A 16555-nucleotide genomic window follows, 5' to 3' on the forward strand; every position below is an offset into this window, starting at 1 on the left:
TAGCAAAAACCGTCGGATGATACTTGAACGTAAAAATATGAACATAACCGATTCCAAAAGGCCATAAAAAAGGACAAGCCCATTTTTATGGCCTTATTGCTGCAATTACTCGTAAATCACCGAGTACTGGACAGAGGTCGCCACATTACCCGCACCAGCTGCTGCAGTTGCGTAATAACGTGCAAGATATTGCAGCGTGGCGTCACCAGAGGCATCGACATCCACCTTGGCGACTCCCTGATCACCGGCGCCACCCACATTGATCGGCGTTTCATCCTTGTTCAGGATCTCGACTTCGACACCGGTAGCGGAGCCGGTCGAATCCAGCCGGCCCTGGCTGTTGGTATTGGCTCCCGCCTCGAAATAGGCATAGGTCTTGCCGCCCATGGCACAATTGGTCACGCTGATGCTGAACGGCGTTGCACCGGCGGTATCACCAGCCGCCTTCAGGGAGGTCAGGCCCACCGTTGGTAGAGTCACATCCACAGCACCAGATGCGCCGCTTACCTCGCAAGTCGAAGCGCTGATCTCACCCGTGAACGAAATAGTCCCGTCCGCAGCCGAAGCACTCATCGCCGAAAAACCGGCCGCAATGGCAATTGCAGCAAGCGTCATTTTTGCTTTCATAACAAACCTTTTCATCAATCAAAAATCAAGCCGGCACAGCCGACAAAGCATAGCAAAAGGTAAATCAAACCGAACTACCAATTTATTACCAATAATCACGGAAGGACATCCCCTCTCAACAAGCAACACTTTACACATACTCGGCAAATCAATTAATCAGCCGCGGCGCATGTCTGACGCACCATTTTCCGATCAAAAGGTAGGATTATTCCTACCCTTCGCAGGCCGACCTCACGAACAACTGCCTTGTACCGCCAACAGCAAACTGATCAATCATAAGCAACCGAATATTGCAAACTGGCATTCACGTTACTCGCCTTCAGCGTGCCAGAGCGGTAATAACGGGCGATATACTTCATCGTAGCGGAACCGTCGACCCCCGAAATCACGCTTTTTGAATTCTGTGCGTCACTCGCCTCATTGAGCTTGATCAACGAGCCATCGCCATTCAGAATTTCAAGTTCAATGCCGCTCGCGCCACTCAGCAGCTTGAATTTCGGTTTGAGACGACCCTGATCATTGGTCTTGTCGCTCGGCTCGAAGTGCGCATGCACCGACTTCAGAATTCCGCAGCCGGTCAGGGCAATGGAAAACGGCGTGGCGCCTGCGGTATCGGCCACCGCTGCCAGTGCCGTCGTGCCGATTGATGGCAATGCCACGGTCTGATCGGCCCCGGCACCGCCAATCACACAAGTGCCAGCATTGACCGAACCACTGACCGTAATCGTTCCGTCGGACGCCTGCACCAATGACGACGAAATACCAAAGGCGGCCGCAATTGAAGCCGCAAGTAAAAATTTTTCATCCAAATTTATCCACAAAAACAAACAGAATCAAACTACAAGCTTCTTTCCTCACTCATAAACAATCGAATATTGCACACTGGCATCCAGCTCGCCCGGACGGAGTTCGCCGGATCGGTAATAACGAGCAACATATTGCATTTGAATGCTGCCATCCGCATTGACCACCACTTTTTGCGAATTCTGCGAGGCATCATCCCAACCCAACCTGACGGGGGTGCGGTCTTCATTCAGCACCTCGATCTCCACCCCGTCGGCCCCGCCCGTATCACGGTCTGGCGTCAGGCGCCCTTCGCTATTGGTGCGCGGGCCGGCCTCAAAAAACGCGTGAACCAGATGCGTTTTTCCGGCATCCACCGCGCAATCGGTCATCGAAATGCTGAAAGGGGTGTCGCCGGCGGTATCAGCAAGATTGGGCAATGCGGAGACCCCTACCGATGGCAATACTACGGCTTGGCCGGCAGCCGCACCGTCAACCACGCAAGTACTGCTATTGACTGCGCCGACAACTGCAATCGACCCTCCGGCCTGCACAGGTGCCGCTGAAATGGCAAAACCCGCCGATATTGCAGCAGCGACGACTGCAAGGTTCAATCTCATCTATTATTGACTCCAGAAAAATCCAGCTAATAGCATCTTCGATACGTAACAGGGCACAGTGTGCAGCCCCTCTCTTTCAACGGCATTCAACCTGAACGAATTAGGGTGCCACTCTACGCACCAAATTTTGTTGTCAACATAGGAGACAGACCAATTCATCGGCCTGAATTCATACTTGCACATAGTCCATTTCCTATATGAACATTGTTTTTTTCTGCTATGCTTGAACTTGCCCATCCCCAGACGAGAAATGACCGAATGAAAAAATCAATTATCATCATTGACGACCACCCGATTGTCTCCTTTTCGCTCAAACTGCTATTCGAGCGCGACGACGATATCGAGGTCACTTTGGCGACCGATGACAATACCGCTGCCATTCAGCATTTGCGCAACAACGGGGCCGATCTGGTCATTCTCGATATCGAATTGCCCGGTGCCGACGGCTTTCAGGTCATGAAGCAAATCCAGCATCTCGACCCCCGTATCAAGGTACTTTTTCTGTCGTCAAAGAAAGAATCCGTCTATGCCAGCCGCGCTTTCATGGCCGGCGCCAGCGGCTTTATCAGCAAAGAGGAAGGTATGGACAGGATCGCCATGGCGGCCAAAAGCATTCTGGCGGGTTACACGGCCTTTTCACCGCAGGCGCTGCAGGCCGCCCGCACCGCGGAAAAGAAAGGCCTGGGTTCTGCCGTGCCATTGACGGACAGGGAGATTTCGATTGTTCGCCATTTGATCAGCGGCCTGAGCAACAAAGACATCGGCGAACGGCTGTTTATCAGCAACAAGACCGTCAGCGCCCACAAGGCCAATATCTATGCCAAATTGGGCATCCATTCTGTGGCCGAGCTGATTGCCTACGCCAACGATCATGACCTGCTGTAGCAAGCACCTGCTGGCGCTGATTCTGATGCTTGCGGTTCAATCGGTCTGGGGTGCATTACCGATAGATGCAACAATGCAATTGCAATTACGCAGTGTCTTCGCCAGCCCGACTGCACCGGCAGGTGCCGGGCAGCAGACCGGTGAGCGGACTGAGTTGAGACTGGGTGTTGTGACGCGAACACTTGCACCCTTTCACTTCAACAAGAACTCGCGTTTTTTTGAAGGCATTACCGCCGACTATGTCGCGGCGCTTGCCCGAACGCTGAATGCGTCGCCGGTAATTTACGCATTCGGGGCGCAAGCAGAAGCCATCGCAGCGTTGCGGCGAGGCGATGTCGATATGGTGCCGGGTAGCCTGGCGGGCATGGTTCGATCTGATGGGCTGACCAGCAGCAAGCCGTACTTTGATGACCTGCAGGTCGAGGTTCGCCGCAAAAATCTGGATGTCGGTACTCGCCCCGATGCACGTCGGGTTGCCGTACTGGCTGACGATATCGCGCCGGCGATCCTGAAAACACACTATCCGGATGCCGAAATCGGCGTTTACGACAGCCAGATTTCTGCATTCAATGCGGTAGCACAGGGCGAGTCCGATCTATATGTCGGCAGCGGAGTCAGTGCGGTCTACCTCATTGGCCAGCAGCATTTTCAAGAGCTGGAGATTTCTGCTTATTCGCCACTGAGTCGAGCGCCGAGCGCATTTGTCGTCCGGGCAAACAGCCCGCTCCTGCTTCAGCAGCTTGATCAAGCCATCGAACAGCTCCCTGAACTCATCCGGATCGATATTCAGCAACGCTGGCAGGGCACGTTGGAAGGGTTTTTGCCAATGAAGCAGATTGTTTTTTCCGGCCGGGAGAGGCAATGGATTGCGCAACACAAGACCGTGCCCTATAGCGTGATGCCGCATATTCCGCCCTATGCGTTCTGCAGGGACGAATCAGCCTGCAAGGGACCGAATCCCCGGCTGGAAGGGTTGAGCGTCAGTCTGATCGCGCTGATTGCGGCCAAATCCGGCCTGACATTCCAGCCCGTGCTCGCCGCCTCGGCCGAGGCCGCGCACCGGAGTGTGATCGAAGGCCGCAGCTACTTGCTGCCCCAGTTATCTCCCACCCAGCACCGCCGACTGCTTTACCTGTTTTCCACGCCCTATACCGCAGCACCCGCCGGCATTTTCGTACTGAGCAATAACAACAGGATCAGCGGCCTCGACGATATGGCGGGCAAGCGAGTCGGCCTGCTGCAGCGGACTGAAACCGAAGAGGCAATGGCAGCGCTGGCGCCAGCCCGCAGCCTGAACGTGCGGTTTGTTATCGCACCGGACATGCTGAAGCTGTTGCAATGGTTGGTCGAAGGCAGGATCGATGCCATTTCCGGCTATCCGTCAACCGTTCGGATCTTGGCGGCACAGCATTACCCCGGGAAGCTGAAGCTGGCGTTTACCGTCGGCAGCCAGCCCGACCCACTGGCCTTCGCCGTCAACAAGCAGCACCCCGAACTGGTCGGCATCATCAACAAGGTAATCGACAGCATTCCCCGCAACGAACTGAAAGCCATGCAGCATGAATGGACGGAGTCGGAGTTCGCCGATACACAGCGCGTGCATGCCGACCGCCAGCTCCGGTTGCTACTGCTGTTCGGCGCGCTGCTCGTGGTGCTGGGCCTGGCGGCATTCGCGTTCAACGGGTGGCGCAATGCGGTGAAGCAACGCCGTTTGCGTGCTCGGTTGGCCATCAAGCAGACCGTACTCAACGGACTGCCTTTCGCAGTGTTCATGCAAGATGCACAAGGGGTCATCGTCACCTGCAATACGCATTTCGCTGCCGCATTCGGCCTGAATGCCGAGGCATTGGCCGGCCAGCCGGCCGACCGGCTCGCGGCGCTCGACGCGTTCCCGCTGATCGAAAGCCTCAACCACCTGTGCAGCACCGCGCAGCAACACGGCGAATACACCCAGGCCGACGTACAGCTTGCGCTGCCTCAAGGCAGCAGGGACCTGTTTCTCTGGGCGATACCACTGCAGGACGCAGCCCGGCAGGACCTGATGGGCGGCTGGATCGACATCAGCGATCGCAAGCAGGCGGAGCGTGAACTTGCCGCTGCAAGGCTGGAGGCCGATCAGGCCAACCGCGCCAAGAGCACCTTCCTGGCGACGATCAGCCATGAAATCCGTACGCCGATGAACAGCATCCTCGGCCTGCTGGAGCTGGAAGTCCGCCGGCATGGTCCGGCGAGCAAGGCGGCGCTGGACACGATCCATGCCAGTGCCTACTCGCTGCTGGGGCTGCTCAACGACGTGCTCGATCAGGCCAAGATCGAAGCCGGCGAGCTGTCGATCCACCCGCGGCCAACGGCACTGGCTGTCGAGTTCGAGCGATTACTGACGATCTACCGGCCGATGGCCAAGGAACGGCAGTTGCAGTTGAACGCGCAGCTTGCGGCCGACCTGCCGGCGTGGGTACAGGTCGATGGACTCAGGCTGCGGCAGGTACTGAGCAACCTGCTGACCAATGCATTCAAATTCACCACACAGGGTGAAGTCGGTTTCAACGCCAGCTGGCAAGCGTTTGATACAGCTTGCGGCAGGCTCGTCATCAGGGTCAGCGATACCGGCATCGGCATGCCACCCGACGTGCAGGCCCGGCTGTTCCAACCCTTCCAGCAGGCGCAGGGCGACCAGCTGGGCAAGCTTAGCGGCACCGGTCTCGGTCTGTGGATCTGCAAGCATCTCGTCGACCGTATGGCGGGCACGATCACGGTCGACAGCGAAGCCGGGCACGGATCACGCTTTACCGTCACACTGCCACTGCAACTGTCCGAGGCAGAAGACGAGCCGCCGCAGCCGACCGAGTCGGTTGGCGCAGTGCAAGCCGAACGCGTACTGGTCGTCGATGACCACCCACCCAACCGGATGCTCATCGCCGAGCAACTGACCTTCCTCGGCGTCGGCACCATCGTCACCGCCGCGGATGGCGCCGAGGCACTGACCCGGCTGGCCGAGCAGCCGTTCGATCTGGTACTGACCGACGGCGCAATGCCGAACGTGGATGGCTATGAACTGACGCAACGCATTCGCGCCAATCCGGACTGGGTGCACCTCGTGGTCATCGGCTATTCGGCCGATGCGCGCGACGAAGCGCGCAAGCGGGCGCTAACCGCCGGCATGGACGATTACCTGCTCAAGCCCGTCAGCATTGACATGCTGCAGCGCGCGCTCTGCCGTGCGGATCAACCAATCAAGACGGAACCACCGGCCCCGGCCGTGGCGGGCAGTCGGGCTGCCCTTGAGCAGGCCGTGTTCACCGTCTGCCGGGGTGACCGGAATCTGACCATCCGGTATCTCTCGGTGCTGCTGAAGACCGCCGAGCAGGACATGGCCGATTTCATCGGGGCAATGGCAAGGAATGACGTGACAGCGCTGGCCCGCGCGACGCACAAGATCAGGGGCGGTGCTTTGCTGCTCGGTGAGCAAGTGCTGGCGGCGACCTGCGACACGCTCGAAACCGCGCTGGGCAGCCGCGCACCGGCGGAGTGTGCCGATGAATGTACGGTCGTGATCCAAGCGCTTCAGGCGATGATGGACGTTCTTGCAACGATGCTCGGTAACCTGGAGCGGGCCTGAGGCACCGCGGCTGTCCGAATCTCCCGGCCATGCGGGCCTGCAAGTGACGATTGCTCATCCGTGGATTACCGCACACGGGCATGCAGGGCCGGCCAAGCCAGAAGGGCGCAAAGGCACCGCAGGGGTGCCACCGCCCGGACTACGGTGGAATACCGCTCAGTGGTATTCCACCGTCAGGATGCTGCCACGATTACCGGCCTGGTTCGCGGCTTGAGCGACGTAGAACGATGCCCGATCACCCGACGCAAGCCGCTGGCGCTCGGCGGTCACCGGCTTGCCGGCTGCATTGCGCAGCAGCAGCGCCGGATCGGTCAGCGCCAGCGAGAGCGTGACCGGCGCTTGTGACCGGCAGGCCCCGAGGCCCATCGAGATGTTCGCCGACTGGAACAGCGGGTCCGCGGTAGAGGTCGCGCCCCTGGGGGCGGGGCTCAGGCTGTAACTGGCCACATGCTCTACCGCGCAAGGGCTTTCGACGATGCTGCCGACAAAATGGATCGTACCGTCCGCTGCACCGCTGTAGGCCGCGGTGAAGACGCTCCCGAGAAACAGGCCCGAAAAAACCAGTGTTTTCATTGCATCTCTCCTTATTGGTCATGCGCCGGCGTCTATGCGCCCCGCATTGCCTATTACGACCAGCCGGATGGCAACTTTAGGAAAATTCGCAAATTAGAACAACGGCATGGCGTCGGCGTCTTCACGCTCTGCCCGCCCGCTCTGCCGCCAAACACCTCCCTACAAAACTCACGCCGCCTCCCCTGGCCGCCGGCTGAAAAGGCGCCCAGCCGGACAAACCGATGAATCAGTCGTCCGCCGCCCCGGCAAGGCCGTCGCCAGCCTGAGAGGCGATCCACTGCCGGAACGACGCCATCGCCGGCGACACCGGCCTCGACTTTAGCCAGCTCAGCCAGTAGCCGCCGGCATGCAGCTCGAGATCGAACGGCCGCACGAGCGCGCCGGCCTGCAGCTCGCGGGCGAACATCCCGGTCGGTGCCAGGGCGACGCCGGCCCCCTGCATCGCCGCCTCCACCATCAGCCGCGACGAATCGAACACCGGGCCGTTCACCGTCCACGGCGTCAGCCCGGCGGCGGCGAACCAGTCCAGCCACTCGTCGCTGCGGTACGAGCGCAGCAGCGTCTCCCCGGCCAGATCGGCCGGCGTGGCGATGCGGCCTGCTATCTCCGGGGCGCACAGCACCGCCAGTGGTGCCTCGAGCAGCAGGGTGCTGTCGGTGCCCGGCCAGCCGCCTTCGCCGAAACGGATCGAGAAATCGAGCCCCTCGGCCGCCAGATCGACCAGATTGTTGTGCGTCAGCAGCCGCAGCACCACGAAGGGGTGCGCCTCCCGGAACAGCCGCAGCCGCGGCATCAGCCAGCCGATGGCGAAGGTGCCGACCACGCCGACGGTGAGCACTTCGTGGAAATGTCCGCCGTCGAACTGCTTGAGCACGCGCTCGATCCGGCCGAATGCATCGCTCAGGACCGGCAGCAGCGCCCGGCCTTCGTCGGTCATCCCCAGCCCGCGCGGCAGGCGCTTGAACAGGACGCAGCCGAGCCGTGCTTCGAGCGCCCGCACCTGCTGGCTGACGGCGGCCTGCGTGACGTTCAGCTCCTGCGCCGCGCGCGTGAAGCTCAGATGCCGGGCCGATGACTCGAACGCCCGCAGCGCGTTCAGCGGTAAATGGGATCGCATCACACCCGGCCTGAAGATTTTCTTTTGTCAGGGCGCAATTATTCTCGTTTGTAAACGCGCTGCAAAGCGCTGATAGTCGGGACCTCGCAAGCCGTTTCCCGATCAACCCGTTTGCAAGGGCGAACCCCATGAACCATTCCCCGACCCGCCGCACCCTGTTGCTGGCCGCAGCAACGACACCTTTCGCCCTGGCACTCGCCAAGGTTCGCGCGGGCGAAGCATCGGCGCCGAACGCGGCATCGGCGCAGTTCTCGGCGCTTGAAAAGAAATACCGCGGCCGTCTGGGCGTGTGCCTGCTCGATACCGCCAGCGGCGTGCAAACCGGCTACCGTGCGGACGAGCGTTTTGCCTTCTGCAGTACCTTCAAGGTGATGCTGGCCGGGGCGATCCTCGAGCGCAGCACCCGGGTTGCCGGACTGCTGCAGCAACGGATCAGCTATAAGCAAAGCGAGGTCGTCAGCTACTCGCCGGTCAGCGGCAAGCACGTCGCCGACGGCATGACGGTATCCGGGCTGTGCGCGGCAGCGGTCCAGTACAGCGACAACACCGCCGCCAACCTGTTGATCAAGTTGCTCGGCGGGCCGGCGGCCGTGACCGCGTTCGCGCGTTCGATCGGCGACCGCGAATTCCGCCTCGACCGCTGGGAAACCGCGCTGAACTCCGCCATCCCCGGCGATCCGCGCGACACGACGACCCCGGCCGCCATGGCGCGCAGCCTGCAGACACTGGCGCTCGGCGACGCGCTGCCACTACCGCAACGCACGCAATTGCAGGACTGGCTGCGCGGCAATACCACCGGCGACAAGCGCATCCGCGCCGGCGTCCCGGCCGGCTGGCGGGTCGGCGACAAGACGGGTTCGGGCGACTACGGCACGACGAACGACATCGCCGTACTCTGGCCGCCGGGCCGCGCACCCGTGGTCCTCGCCGTTTACTTCACCCAGCCGGATGCCAAAGCGAAGTGGCAGGACGAGGTGATTGCGGCGGCGACCCGGATTGCCGTGAGTGCGCTGCGCTGATGCCCGCGCTTAGTCGAAGATGGCTTCCGCCTCGATCTCGATCAGCCATTCGGGCAAAGACAGTCCGCTGACGATGATCCATGACGACGGCGGCGGATCGGTCGGGAAACGCCGCCGTAGCGCGTCTGCGATGACGTCCTGCTCGTCCCTCGCGGCTTCGCAGATATAGATCCGCAACATCACCACCTGTTCCAGCCTGGCGTCCGCCGCCGCCAGCACACGCTCGATATTGTCGAGCGCCGCTTCGGTCTGCGCCTGCAGTCCGGGCCCGACGGTCCGCTCGCTGGCATCGACGCCGACCTGACCGGACAGCAGCAGCCTGCGTTGCCCGGTTACGATCGCGGCCTGGCTGAAGCCGTATTGCCGCGAATCGAATACGCTGTCGGGATTGAGGACGGTTTTGGGCATGATCGACTCCTGGTTTGCGTGTCGCCGCGGTTTGCGACGGATGATGGGCTTGCCTGTTCCCCCGAGCATGACCGTGTGGCGACGCGCGAGTTCACCGGGCCGATCTCGCGCCACATCCATGAGAAGCCGCAAAAACCCGCCATGCCGGCAAGCTTTTGCGCCGCGTCGATGTCCGATACGGCTCGGGCACAGCCGCTAGCCAGACCACCGGGGAAACGCCATGCAGGACGAACGGATTACTACCTTGTTGCAGGACATCAGCCTGTCCAGCGACCGCCATTACGCCATCGTGCAGGCCGTTCGACACGCGGTGCTCGCCATCGGGGACGACGTCACCGAACAGGTCAAGTACGGCGGCATCCTGTTCGGCTCCCCGCAGCCCTTCTGCGGCGTGTTTGCCTACGCCAACCATGTATCGATCGAATTCAGCCATGGCGCGTCGCTGCCGGACGAGTACGGCCTGCTCGAAGGCAAGGGGAAGATGCGTCGCCATCTGAAGCTCCATGGCATTGACGACATCACGGCCCTGCGGGTCGGGCATTACATCGCGCTAGCCTACACCGCGCCCCGCTGACGCAGCCACGGCCTCATCCCGATGCGTGAACAATGCGACCGGGCGCCAGGCCGCAGCGGCACGGGTCTATGATGCGGTTTTGCGCAACGACAGGAGCAGCCATGCACGCTACCGAACTCATCGCCCACAACCGCGTGGCGTGGAACCGGCAGGCCCGGCAGCAATGCGAGTGGTCGCTTCCCGTCGGCAGCGACGTCATCGCCGCGGCGCGGGCCGGCCGGTGGCAGGTCCACATCACGCCGCGGCCCTTGCCCGGCGACTGGCTCGGCGATGTCCGCGGCCGGCGCATCCTCTGCCTTGCCGCCGCCGGCGGCCAGCAGGCACCGGTGCTCGCCGCCGCCGGCGCCGAGGTCACCGTGTTCGACCTGTCGGACGAACAGCTGGCGCAGGACCGCTTCGTCGCCGACCGCGACGGGCTGCAGCTCGTCACGGTGCAGGGCGACATGCGCGACCTGTCGGCATTTGCCGATGCGTCGTTCGACCTGATCGTCCACCCGATTTCCAATCTCTACGTGCCCGACGTCCGCCCGGTCTGGCGCGAGTGCCGTCGCGTGCTCTCGCCCTGCGGCGCGCTGCTCGCCAGCTTCTACAACCCGGTGGTCTTCGTCGGCGACCGCGACCCGGCCTGGCTGGAACAGGGCGTGGTCAAGCCGCGCTACGCGCTGCCCTATTCCGATCTCGCCGATCTGGATGCCGACGCGCTCGACGCCAAGCGGCAGAACGGCGAGGCGCTGGTCTTCGGCCACAGCCTGACCGAGCTGATCGCCGGCCAGACCGACGCCGGGCTGGCGATCACCGGCTTCTACGAGGATGCCCAGCCCCGGCCGCGTTTCCTGCTCGACCGCTACATGCCGACGTTTCTGGCGACGCGGGCCGTCAGGCAGGCATGAACGCCGGCTAGCGGCCTCGACCCGGGGATCCGCCGCCCGGGGAGTCCCCCCTTTGCTTCCGCCTCTGCAACAGCCCGGCCGCGTCGTCGGTGCTGCCGCGCGCCTTGCCGATGACCGGGCTGAAAACCCGCGGCGTTTGGTCTACTTGGAATACAGGAGGATCGCCCCGCGCCGACGCGGTGATCCGCAGAGGAGATGCCCGTGTCCGAGAAAATCGTCGTTGCCCTGATCGAACATGCCATCCGGCCCGTCGTCTATCTCGTGCTCGGCGCCGCATTCATCTCGTGGCTGTTTTACGTGAAGGAGCCGCTGCTCGACGTCGTCGGCAGCGGTGACACGACGGTCAGGGCCGGAAGCTTCGAGGTTTCGCTGCGGGCCAAGGCCAGCGCGGGAGACCTGTCGGACGAGCTCGCCGCGCTGCAGATGCTGAATGACACCCAGCTGCAGCTCTTTCTGGTGATCGGCAAGGAGCGCGGTCCGATCCAGTACCACGGCGAAGAGGTTTCCGAGGAAAACCTGAACCGGCTGAAGGAAGTGGGCCTGCTCGACGACATCCGCCGAACGGAACAGGGCGCGTTCCAGTGGAGTGCCTCCGAAAAGGCGAACCGGCTGCACGATGTCATCTTCAGGCAGGTCATCAGGTCGATCAAGCGGACGAACGCCCCGTAGGCACGCATGAAAAAAGCCGCCGGCAGGGCCGGCGGCGTCAATCACGGGTCGTGGGGGGTATCACACCCGTTGCTTCACCATCTGCAACAGTTCGGCCACGTCGGCGGGCCGGGTGTTGCCGCTTTCCTTGTCGATGATCGAGCTGTAGACATGCGGCATGACCTTCGGCACGCCGGCGTCGAGGCAGACCTGCAGGATCTCGCCGAAGTTGGCCAGATCGATTCCACCGGTCGGTTCGATCATTTCGAGCCCGTGGCGTGCGCAGCTTTTCGCCAGCACTTCGAGCTCGGCCAGCGATTTCAGCCCGCCCATCGGGAAGAACTTGGCCGCATGCGCGCCCTGGTCGCGGATCATCAGCACCGCCGTGTCGGTATCGACCAGCGCCGGGACCTCGGCACCGCTGCCGGCAACGCCGGTCGAGACGATCACCTTGCCCGGTGTGCCGGTCGGGCGGATCAGCGCGTTGATCCGGGTGTTGGTCACGCCGCGCGCCGCCAGCGCCCCGGCGGCGAAGCCGGCGCCGCTGAAGGTCTGGTTGACATGGCCCGGCGCGGTCGCCGCGGCGATCATCGCCGCCTTGTAGTACTGGGTCGGATCGCCGGCGCCGAGACCGACCGACACGCAGACCCGGTCCTGCCACTGCCTTGCGGCGACGACACCCTCCTCGACCGTGTCGAAGCGTGCCGACAGCAGGCCGATGGCGGCATGGCCTTCGGCGGCTTCGAAAGCGGCGGCGGCGTTGTCGAGGTCGCGGGCCAGCACGTTGATCGCGACGCGATCGTGATAGAACGAAATGGCTTGCTGCATCATGCATTCTCCTTCGTGCACTCACCGGCCAGTTGCTGCAGCCGCGCGACGATGACGGCGAGGTCATCGCCCTGCAGCGGTCGCGGGTCGATGCTGAACACGCCGGCGTTGAGGTAATACTTGCGGGTGTAGATGGCCGGACTGCCGCCGCGCAGCTGCGCTTCGATCGCTGCGGCGTCGACGCCGAGCACGTCGGCATGGACACGGACTCGGGCGCGGTAGATCTCGCGGCCGGCCTCGTCCTGCTCCAGCTCGGCCGACAGGCCACGGATGCCGTTGATCTCGGCAATCGCCGCTTCGAGCGCCGGAATGTCGGCGCGGCCATCGTGCTTGTGCACCGCGTAGCGGTCCAGCGCCTTGACCAGACCCAGCATGCATTCCTTGCCGATTTTCATCGGCCGGCCGATGCCGTGGTACTGCGCCTTGCACGCGCCGATCAGCGCCTTGCGGCCGGTGATGAAGCCCGAGGTCGGTGCGTCGATCGCCTTGGCGCCGCTGTAGATCACCAGATCGGCACCGGCAGCGACGTACTTTTTCAGGTCTTCCTCGGCGGCGGCGTCGATGATCAGCGGCAAGCCGTGCTCGTGGGCGATGCGGATCATCTCGGCCAGCGGCACCATGCCCTTCTGCACCGCGTGGTGCGACTTCACGTACAGGATGGCCGCGGTGCGCCCGGTGATCGCCGATGCCACATGGAAGGCTTCCGACTCGTTGGCCTGGCCGACCTCGACCGGCACGCCGCCGCCGAGGCGGATCATCGTCGTCACCGGCGCGCCGTAATTGACGCTGTGGCCCTTGAGCAGGATCACCTCGTTGGCGAGGCCCGAGCTGTCGGGCAGACGCTCGACCAGGTTCGGATCGCCCTTCGAGATCACTGCGGCGACCGAGATCGCGATCCCGGCCGAGGCGCTCGAGGTGACGCAGCTGTCTTCGGCGCCGGTATGCGTGGCGATCAGCTCGCCGACGCGGTCGATCAGCGTGTCGATCTCGACATAGTTCGATGCGGCCTCGGCGACTTCGTCCATCACCGTCCTGTCGACGGCCGAGACACCGAGAATGGTCATCTTGCCGCAGGCGTTGATCACCCGCTTCAGGCCGATGCGCTCGTAGATGTTCATCATGATCCCCTTAGAGAATGCCGGTGATCGAGCAGACCAGGCTGAAGGCGACGACCGACAGCAGGATCACCGTGTAGCGCGGGCCTTTCTTGAGCATGTACAGGTAGATCGCGAACACGGCGGCCAGCGGCAGCAGCCCCGGCACGATCGAGTCGAGCACCTGCTGCACCACCACTTCCGAGCCCTGCAGGAAGCTGAACTTCAGCGGCGTGGTCAGCTTGACGTAGCTGGCGGCGAGCGCGCCCATCATGATCAGGCCGAGCACGTTGGCGCCGTAGATCAGCTCCTTGATCTTGCCGCCCTGCAACAGCGTGACGATGGATTCGCGGCCGAGCTTGTAGCCCTTGTGGCACAGCGCGTAGCTGATGCCGATGGTGATGCCGGTGTACAGCACCAGCGGCGCAATCCCGCCCATGGCGCTGCCCTTGGCGGCGAACGGGATGAACAGCGCGATCAGGAGCGGCATCAGCGCCGCCCAGATGATCGAATCGCCGACGCCGGCCAAGGCGCCCATCAGCCCGGTCTTGATGCCGATGATCGACGAATCGGTGATCGGCTCGCCGCGGGTCTTCTGCTCTTCCATCGCGATCGCCACGCCCTGGATGATCCCGCCCATCACGCCTTCGGTATTGAAGAAGTTCAGGTGGCGTTTCAGCGCTTCGGCCTGCTCTTCCTTGTTCGGATAGAGCTTCTTGAGCACCGGCGTCATCGACGCGCAGAAGATCAGGCTTTGCAGGCGCTCGTACGAGTTCGAGACTTCGGCGCCCATGTAGTAGATCAGCCAGGACTTGGTGATGTCGGCCTTGGTCAGCAGCGGACCATGCTGGACATCGGTGACGGCCTTGTCGGTAACGGTAGCGTTCATGATCATGCTTCCTCGTTCTTGCCAAAACTGCGGATCAGGAAGGCGATGCAGGTGCCGAAGATGGCCACTGCCATGATGTCGACCTTCAGGTAGAGCACGGCGAAGAAGCCGGCGACGAAGTAAGGAATCAGCGTCTTCTTGCCGATCACCATGATGGTGATCGCGAAGCCCAGCGCCGGCAGGATGCCGCCCATGATCTCGAACGAGTGGGTCAGCCAGCGCGGCATGAAGGCCAGGAACTGCTCGACCACCGACTGGCCGAAGTAGTTGGCCGCGAACACCACCGGGAAGCGGATCACGAAGCCCATCAGTGCCGGCCACAGGAAGGCGCAGCGCATGATGCCGGCGGTGTTGCAGGTCTCGGCGTGCTTGTCGGCCATGTGGACCCACGCGGCGTTGATCGTCCGGCGCAGCTGGTCGACGAAGACGCCGATCACCCCGAACGGAATCGCCAGCGCGATCGCCAGATTGGCGTCCATGCCGGTCTTCACCGCGATCGGCAGCGCGATGCACGCCGCCAGCGCCGGGTCGGACGGCACGTTGCCGCCCGGCGTCGACGTCACGCCGAGGTAGACCAGCTGGATGCCGGCGCCGACGATCATCGCCGTCTGCATGTCGCCGGTGATCAGGCCGACGAACACGGCGATCACGATCGGCTGCACCAGCATGCCGGAGAAGGTGTAACCCAGCCGCAGCCGGGCGAACCAGTAGTACAGACCCATCAGGGTCGCGAGCATCAGGGTACTCATGACGAGGCTCCTCGTTCAGGGTGGGTTACAGACGCTTGAGGATGTCGGCCAGCTTCTGCGGCTTGTCTTCCGGAATCGTCTGGAAGTACACGTCGACCCCGCGCTCCTGCAGGTCACGCAGCGTGACCTCGTCGGCGTCGTCGAGCGTGATGTTCTGGAACACCACCTTGCGGCCCGGACCGCCGCCGAGACCGCCGACCTGAATCTGCGCGATGTCGAAGCCGTCGATCACCGCCTGGCGCACCGATGCCAGATTCGGGAACAGCACCAGCACGTTGCCGCTGCCGAGCTGGTCTTCGCGCCATTGCTGGCAGAAGCCGGCGACGCCGAAACAGTCGACCTTGATGTTGGGCGGCGCGGCCATCATGAAGATGTTCTTCATGAACGGATCGGCGTCGAGTTCGTCGCTGACCACGGCGATGCGGTTGGCCTGAGACTGGCCGACCCACTTGGTGACGACCTGACCGTGGATCAGGCGGCTGTCGATACGGCAAAGGACGATTTTGGCCATGATGGTTCTCCCTGGAATTGAATGAGGTTCAGCGTTGCTGCAGGCTTTTGACGATGTTCTTGAAGCTGTTGCGGCCGACGTCGACGAGGTCGTCGACCTGATCGGCCAGGCGCCCTTCGTCGCGCAGGTCGAGCGCGGCGAGCATCAGCGTGGCGTTGAGGCCGGTGATCACGCCGATGTCGAAATCGGCGGAGAGGCGCGCGGCGACGTTCGAGGTCGAGCCGCCGGTGAAGTCGGCGATGATCAGCGAGCCGGCCGGCATCGCCTCGACGCGGGCTTTCACCTTCTCGTAGAACTCGCCCATGGTGTCGACCGGCATCAGCGCCAGATCGGATACGCCGTGGATTTCGCCGGCGACCATCTTCAGGCAGTCGATCAGGTTGGCGCCCCAGCCGCCGTGGGTGAGCGTGAGGATTTCGGATACGGGTTGGGTCATCGGTTCTTCTCCTGTCGGTTGCTTGCAGCGCAAATGCATCGTTGCGCCGCCCTGACCCGATAAGGGCAAGATGCGTGCCAGCATCTGTCACGCCGGCCGAAAAACGGAGAAAACAACAACAAAATCAGCAAGATAGAAAAACAGCCGCAACCCGGAACGGCGAAAAAAGCCATGAAAATGCCAGTCACGCCAGGCGGCGTGACAGATGCGGACGGGCAAACCGGGGGCAAATGCAGGCTAGTGTCACGGTACCGGCGCGGGCCGGTGTGTGCGGCGGCCGGTGCC

18 protein-coding genes are annotated in these 16555 nt (G+C 62.6%); 6 read left to right on the plus strand and 12 right to left on the minus strand.

All coding sequences use genetic code 11. The annotated features are described in order from the left end of the window. Positions 1-105 precede the first annotated feature (105 nt). The 3 genes from BJP62_RS05925 to BJP62_RS05935 form a co-directional block, all read right to left on the minus strand. Positions 106-642 carry a fimbrial protein gene (locus BJP62_RS05925; protein ID WP_083300737.1) on the minus strand — a complete coding sequence of 179 codons (537 nt, stop codon included), beginning with the start codon at positions 640-642 and terminating at the stop codon, positions 106-108. Between the two features lie 254 nt (positions 643-896). After that, entirely contained in the window at positions 897-1436 is a 540-nt protein-coding gene (locus BJP62_RS05930; protein ID WP_070532384.1) for a fimbrial protein, read from the minus strand. 45 nt (positions 1437-1481) lie between these two features. Beyond that, the gene (locus BJP62_RS05935; RefSeq protein ID WP_083300739.1) at positions 1482-2030 is read right to left on the minus strand and encodes a fimbrial protein; all 549 of its coding nucleotides are present in this window, start codon (positions 2028-2030) and stop codon (positions 1482-1484) included. Positions 2031-2288: 258 nt separating this feature from the next. Between BJP62_RS05935 and BJP62_RS05940 the strand changes: the two genes are divergently transcribed. Together BJP62_RS05940 and BJP62_RS05950 are read left to right on the plus strand one after the other, a co-directional pair. After that, positions 2289-2915, plus strand: a complete 627-nt coding sequence (locus tag BJP62_RS05940; protein ID WP_070527742.1) for a response regulator — start codon at positions 2289-2291, stop codon at positions 2913-2915. A 73-nt stretch (positions 2916-2988) separates the two neighbouring features. Continuing rightward, positions 2989-6534 (plus strand): ATP-binding protein, encoded by a 3546-nt coding sequence (locus tag BJP62_RS05950; RefSeq protein WP_168163806.1) that lies wholly within the window; start codon positions 2989-2991, stop codon positions 6532-6534. 156 nt (positions 6535-6690) lie between these two features. Here the strand turns inward: BJP62_RS05950 and BJP62_RS05955 are convergent, their stop codons facing one another. Together BJP62_RS05955 and BJP62_RS05960 are read right to left on the minus strand one after the other, a co-directional pair. Continuing rightward, a complete protein-coding gene (locus BJP62_RS05955) occupies positions 6691-7107 on the minus strand; it encodes a hypothetical protein (protein WP_070527751.1) in 417 nt (138 codons plus the stop codon). Positions 7108-7333: 226 nt separating this feature from the next. Beyond that, positions 7334-8224 (minus strand): LysR family transcriptional regulator, encoded by an 891-nt coding sequence (locus BJP62_RS05960; protein WP_070527754.1) that lies wholly within the window; start codon positions 8222-8224, stop codon positions 7334-7336. 128 nt (positions 8225-8352) lie between these two features. Between BJP62_RS05960 and bla the strand changes: the two genes are divergently transcribed. Further along, positions 8353-9243 carry a class A beta-lactamase gene (gene bla, locus BJP62_RS05965; protein ID WP_070527757.1) on the plus strand — a complete coding sequence of 297 codons (891 nt, stop codon included), beginning with the start codon at positions 8353-8355 and terminating at the stop codon, positions 9241-9243. Positions 9244-9252: 9 nt separating this feature from the next. Here bla and BJP62_RS05970 read toward each other — a convergent pair whose 3' ends face one another. Continuing rightward, complete coding sequence (locus BJP62_RS05970; RefSeq protein WP_070527760.1) at positions 9253-9651, minus strand: RidA family protein; 399 nt, start codon at positions 9649-9651, stop codon at positions 9253-9255. A 220-nt stretch (positions 9652-9871) separates the two neighbouring features. On the opposite strand from BJP62_RS05970, the gene BJP62_RS05975 reads away from it, so the two are divergent. From BJP62_RS05975 to BJP62_RS05985, 3 genes are all read left to right on the plus strand, one after another. Next, positions 9872-10225 (plus strand): DUF1801 domain-containing protein, encoded by a 354-nt coding sequence (locus tag BJP62_RS05975; protein WP_070527763.1) that lies wholly within the window; start codon positions 9872-9874, stop codon positions 10223-10225. A gap of 101 nt (positions 10226-10326) precedes the next feature. Beyond that, the gene (locus BJP62_RS05980) at positions 10327-11115 is read left to right on the plus strand and encodes a class I SAM-dependent methyltransferase (RefSeq protein WP_070527766.1); all 789 of its coding nucleotides are present in this window, start codon (positions 10327-10329) and stop codon (positions 11113-11115) included. Between the two features lie 201 nt (positions 11116-11316). After that, positions 11317-11784 carry a hypothetical protein gene (locus BJP62_RS05985; RefSeq protein ID WP_145927122.1) on the plus strand — a complete coding sequence of 156 codons (468 nt, stop codon included), beginning with the start codon at positions 11317-11319 and terminating at the stop codon, positions 11782-11784. 60 nt (positions 11785-11844) lie between these two features. Here BJP62_RS05985 and BJP62_RS05990 read toward each other — a convergent pair whose 3' ends face one another. The 6 genes from BJP62_RS05990 to BJP62_RS06015 are packed head-to-tail and all read right to left on the minus strand — an operon-like array spanning position 11845 to position 16270. Continuing rightward, positions 11845-12594, minus strand: a complete 750-nt coding sequence (locus BJP62_RS05990; protein ID WP_070527771.1) for a KDGP aldolase — start codon at positions 12592-12594, stop codon at positions 11845-11847. Next, on the minus strand, positions 12591-13709 hold the full coding sequence (locus BJP62_RS05995; protein ID WP_083301035.1) for a DgaE family pyridoxal phosphate-dependent ammonia lyase: 1119 nt from the start codon (positions 13707-13709) through the stop codon (positions 12591-12593). Before BJP62_RS05995 ends, BJP62_RS05990 begins: the two co-directional genes overlap by 4 nt. Before the next feature lie 10 nt (positions 13710-13719). Beyond that, positions 13720-14574, minus strand: coding sequence for a PTS system mannose/fructose/sorbose family transporter subunit IID (locus BJP62_RS06000; protein ID WP_070527777.1), 855 nt, complete (start codon positions 14572-14574; stop codon positions 13720-13722). Positions 14575-14576: 2 nt separating this feature from the next. After that, on the minus strand, positions 14577-15323 hold the full coding sequence (locus BJP62_RS06005) for a PTS sugar transporter subunit IIC (protein ID WP_070527780.1): 747 nt from the start codon (positions 15321-15323) through the stop codon (positions 14577-14579). Positions 15324-15348: 25 nt separating this feature from the next. Then, positions 15349-15834 (minus strand): PTS sugar transporter subunit IIB, encoded by a 486-nt coding sequence (locus BJP62_RS06010; protein WP_070527783.1) that lies wholly within the window; start codon positions 15832-15834, stop codon positions 15349-15351. Between the two features lie 28 nt (positions 15835-15862). Next, positions 15863-16270 carry a PTS sugar transporter subunit IIA gene (locus BJP62_RS06015; RefSeq protein WP_070527786.1) on the minus strand — a complete coding sequence of 136 codons (408 nt, stop codon included), beginning with the start codon at positions 16268-16270 and terminating at the stop codon, positions 15863-15865. Between the last annotated feature and the right edge of the window lie 285 nt (positions 16271-16555).

This window comes from Jeongeupia sp. USM3 (genome assembly GCF_001808185.1).
In the GTDB taxonomy this organism is placed as follows: domain Bacteria; phylum Pseudomonadota; class Gammaproteobacteria; order Burkholderiales; family Chitinibacteraceae; genus Jeongeupia.

Coding starts and splice junctions, on each gene's coding strand:
- BJP62_RS05925 (WP_083300737.1), bottom strand. CDS start 642: ATGAAAAGGTTTGTTATGAAAGCAAAAATGACGCTTGCTGCAATTGCC.
- BJP62_RS05935 (WP_083300739.1), bottom strand. CDS start 2,030: ATGAGATTGAACCTTGCAGTCGTCGCTGCTGCAATATCGGCGGGTTTT.
- BJP62_RS05940 (WP_070527742.1), top strand. CDS start 2,289: ATGAAAAAATCAATTATCATCATTGACGACCACCCGATTGTCTCCTTT.
- BJP62_RS05950 (WP_168163806.1), top strand. CDS start 2,989: ATGCAATTGCAATTACGCAGTGTCTTCGCCAGCCCGACTGCACCGGCA.
- BJP62_RS05955 (WP_070527751.1), bottom strand. CDS start 7,107: ATGAAAACACTGGTTTTTTCGGGCCTGTTTCTCGGGAGCGTCTTCACC.
- BJP62_RS05960 (WP_070527754.1), bottom strand. CDS start 8,224: ATGCGATCCCATTTACCGCTGAACGCGCTGCGGGCGTTCGAGTCATCG.
- bla (WP_070527757.1), top strand. CDS start 8,353: ATGAACCATTCCCCGACCCGCCGCACCCTGTTGCTGGCCGCAGCAACG.
- BJP62_RS05970 (WP_070527760.1), bottom strand. CDS start 9,651: ATGCCCAAAACCGTCCTCAATCCCGACAGCGTATTCGATTCGCGGCAA.
- BJP62_RS05975 (WP_070527763.1), top strand. CDS start 9,872: ATGCAGGACGAACGGATTACTACCTTGTTGCAGGACATCAGCCTGTCC.
- BJP62_RS05980 (WP_070527766.1), top strand. CDS start 10,327: ATGCACGCTACCGAACTCATCGCCCACAACCGCGTGGCGTGGAACCGG.
- BJP62_RS05990 (WP_070527771.1), bottom strand. CDS start 12,594: ATGATGCAGCAAGCCATTTCGTTCTATCACGATCGCGTCGCGATCAAC.
- BJP62_RS05995 (WP_083301035.1), bottom strand. CDS start 13,709: ATGAACATCTACGAGCGCATCGGCCTGAAGCGGGTGATCAACGCCTGC.
- BJP62_RS06000 (WP_070527777.1), bottom strand. CDS start 14,574: ATGAACGCTACCGTTACCGACAAGGCCGTCACCGATGTCCAGCATGGT.
- BJP62_RS06005 (WP_070527780.1), bottom strand. CDS start 15,323: ATGAGTACCCTGATGCTCGCGACCCTGATGGGTCTGTACTACTGGTTC.
- BJP62_RS06010 (WP_070527783.1), bottom strand. CDS start 15,834: ATGGCCAAAATCGTCCTTTGCCGTATCGACAGCCGCCTGATCCACGGT.
- BJP62_RS06015 (WP_070527786.1), bottom strand. CDS start 16,270: ATGACCCAACCCGTATCCGAAATCCTCACGCTCACCCACGGCGGCTGG.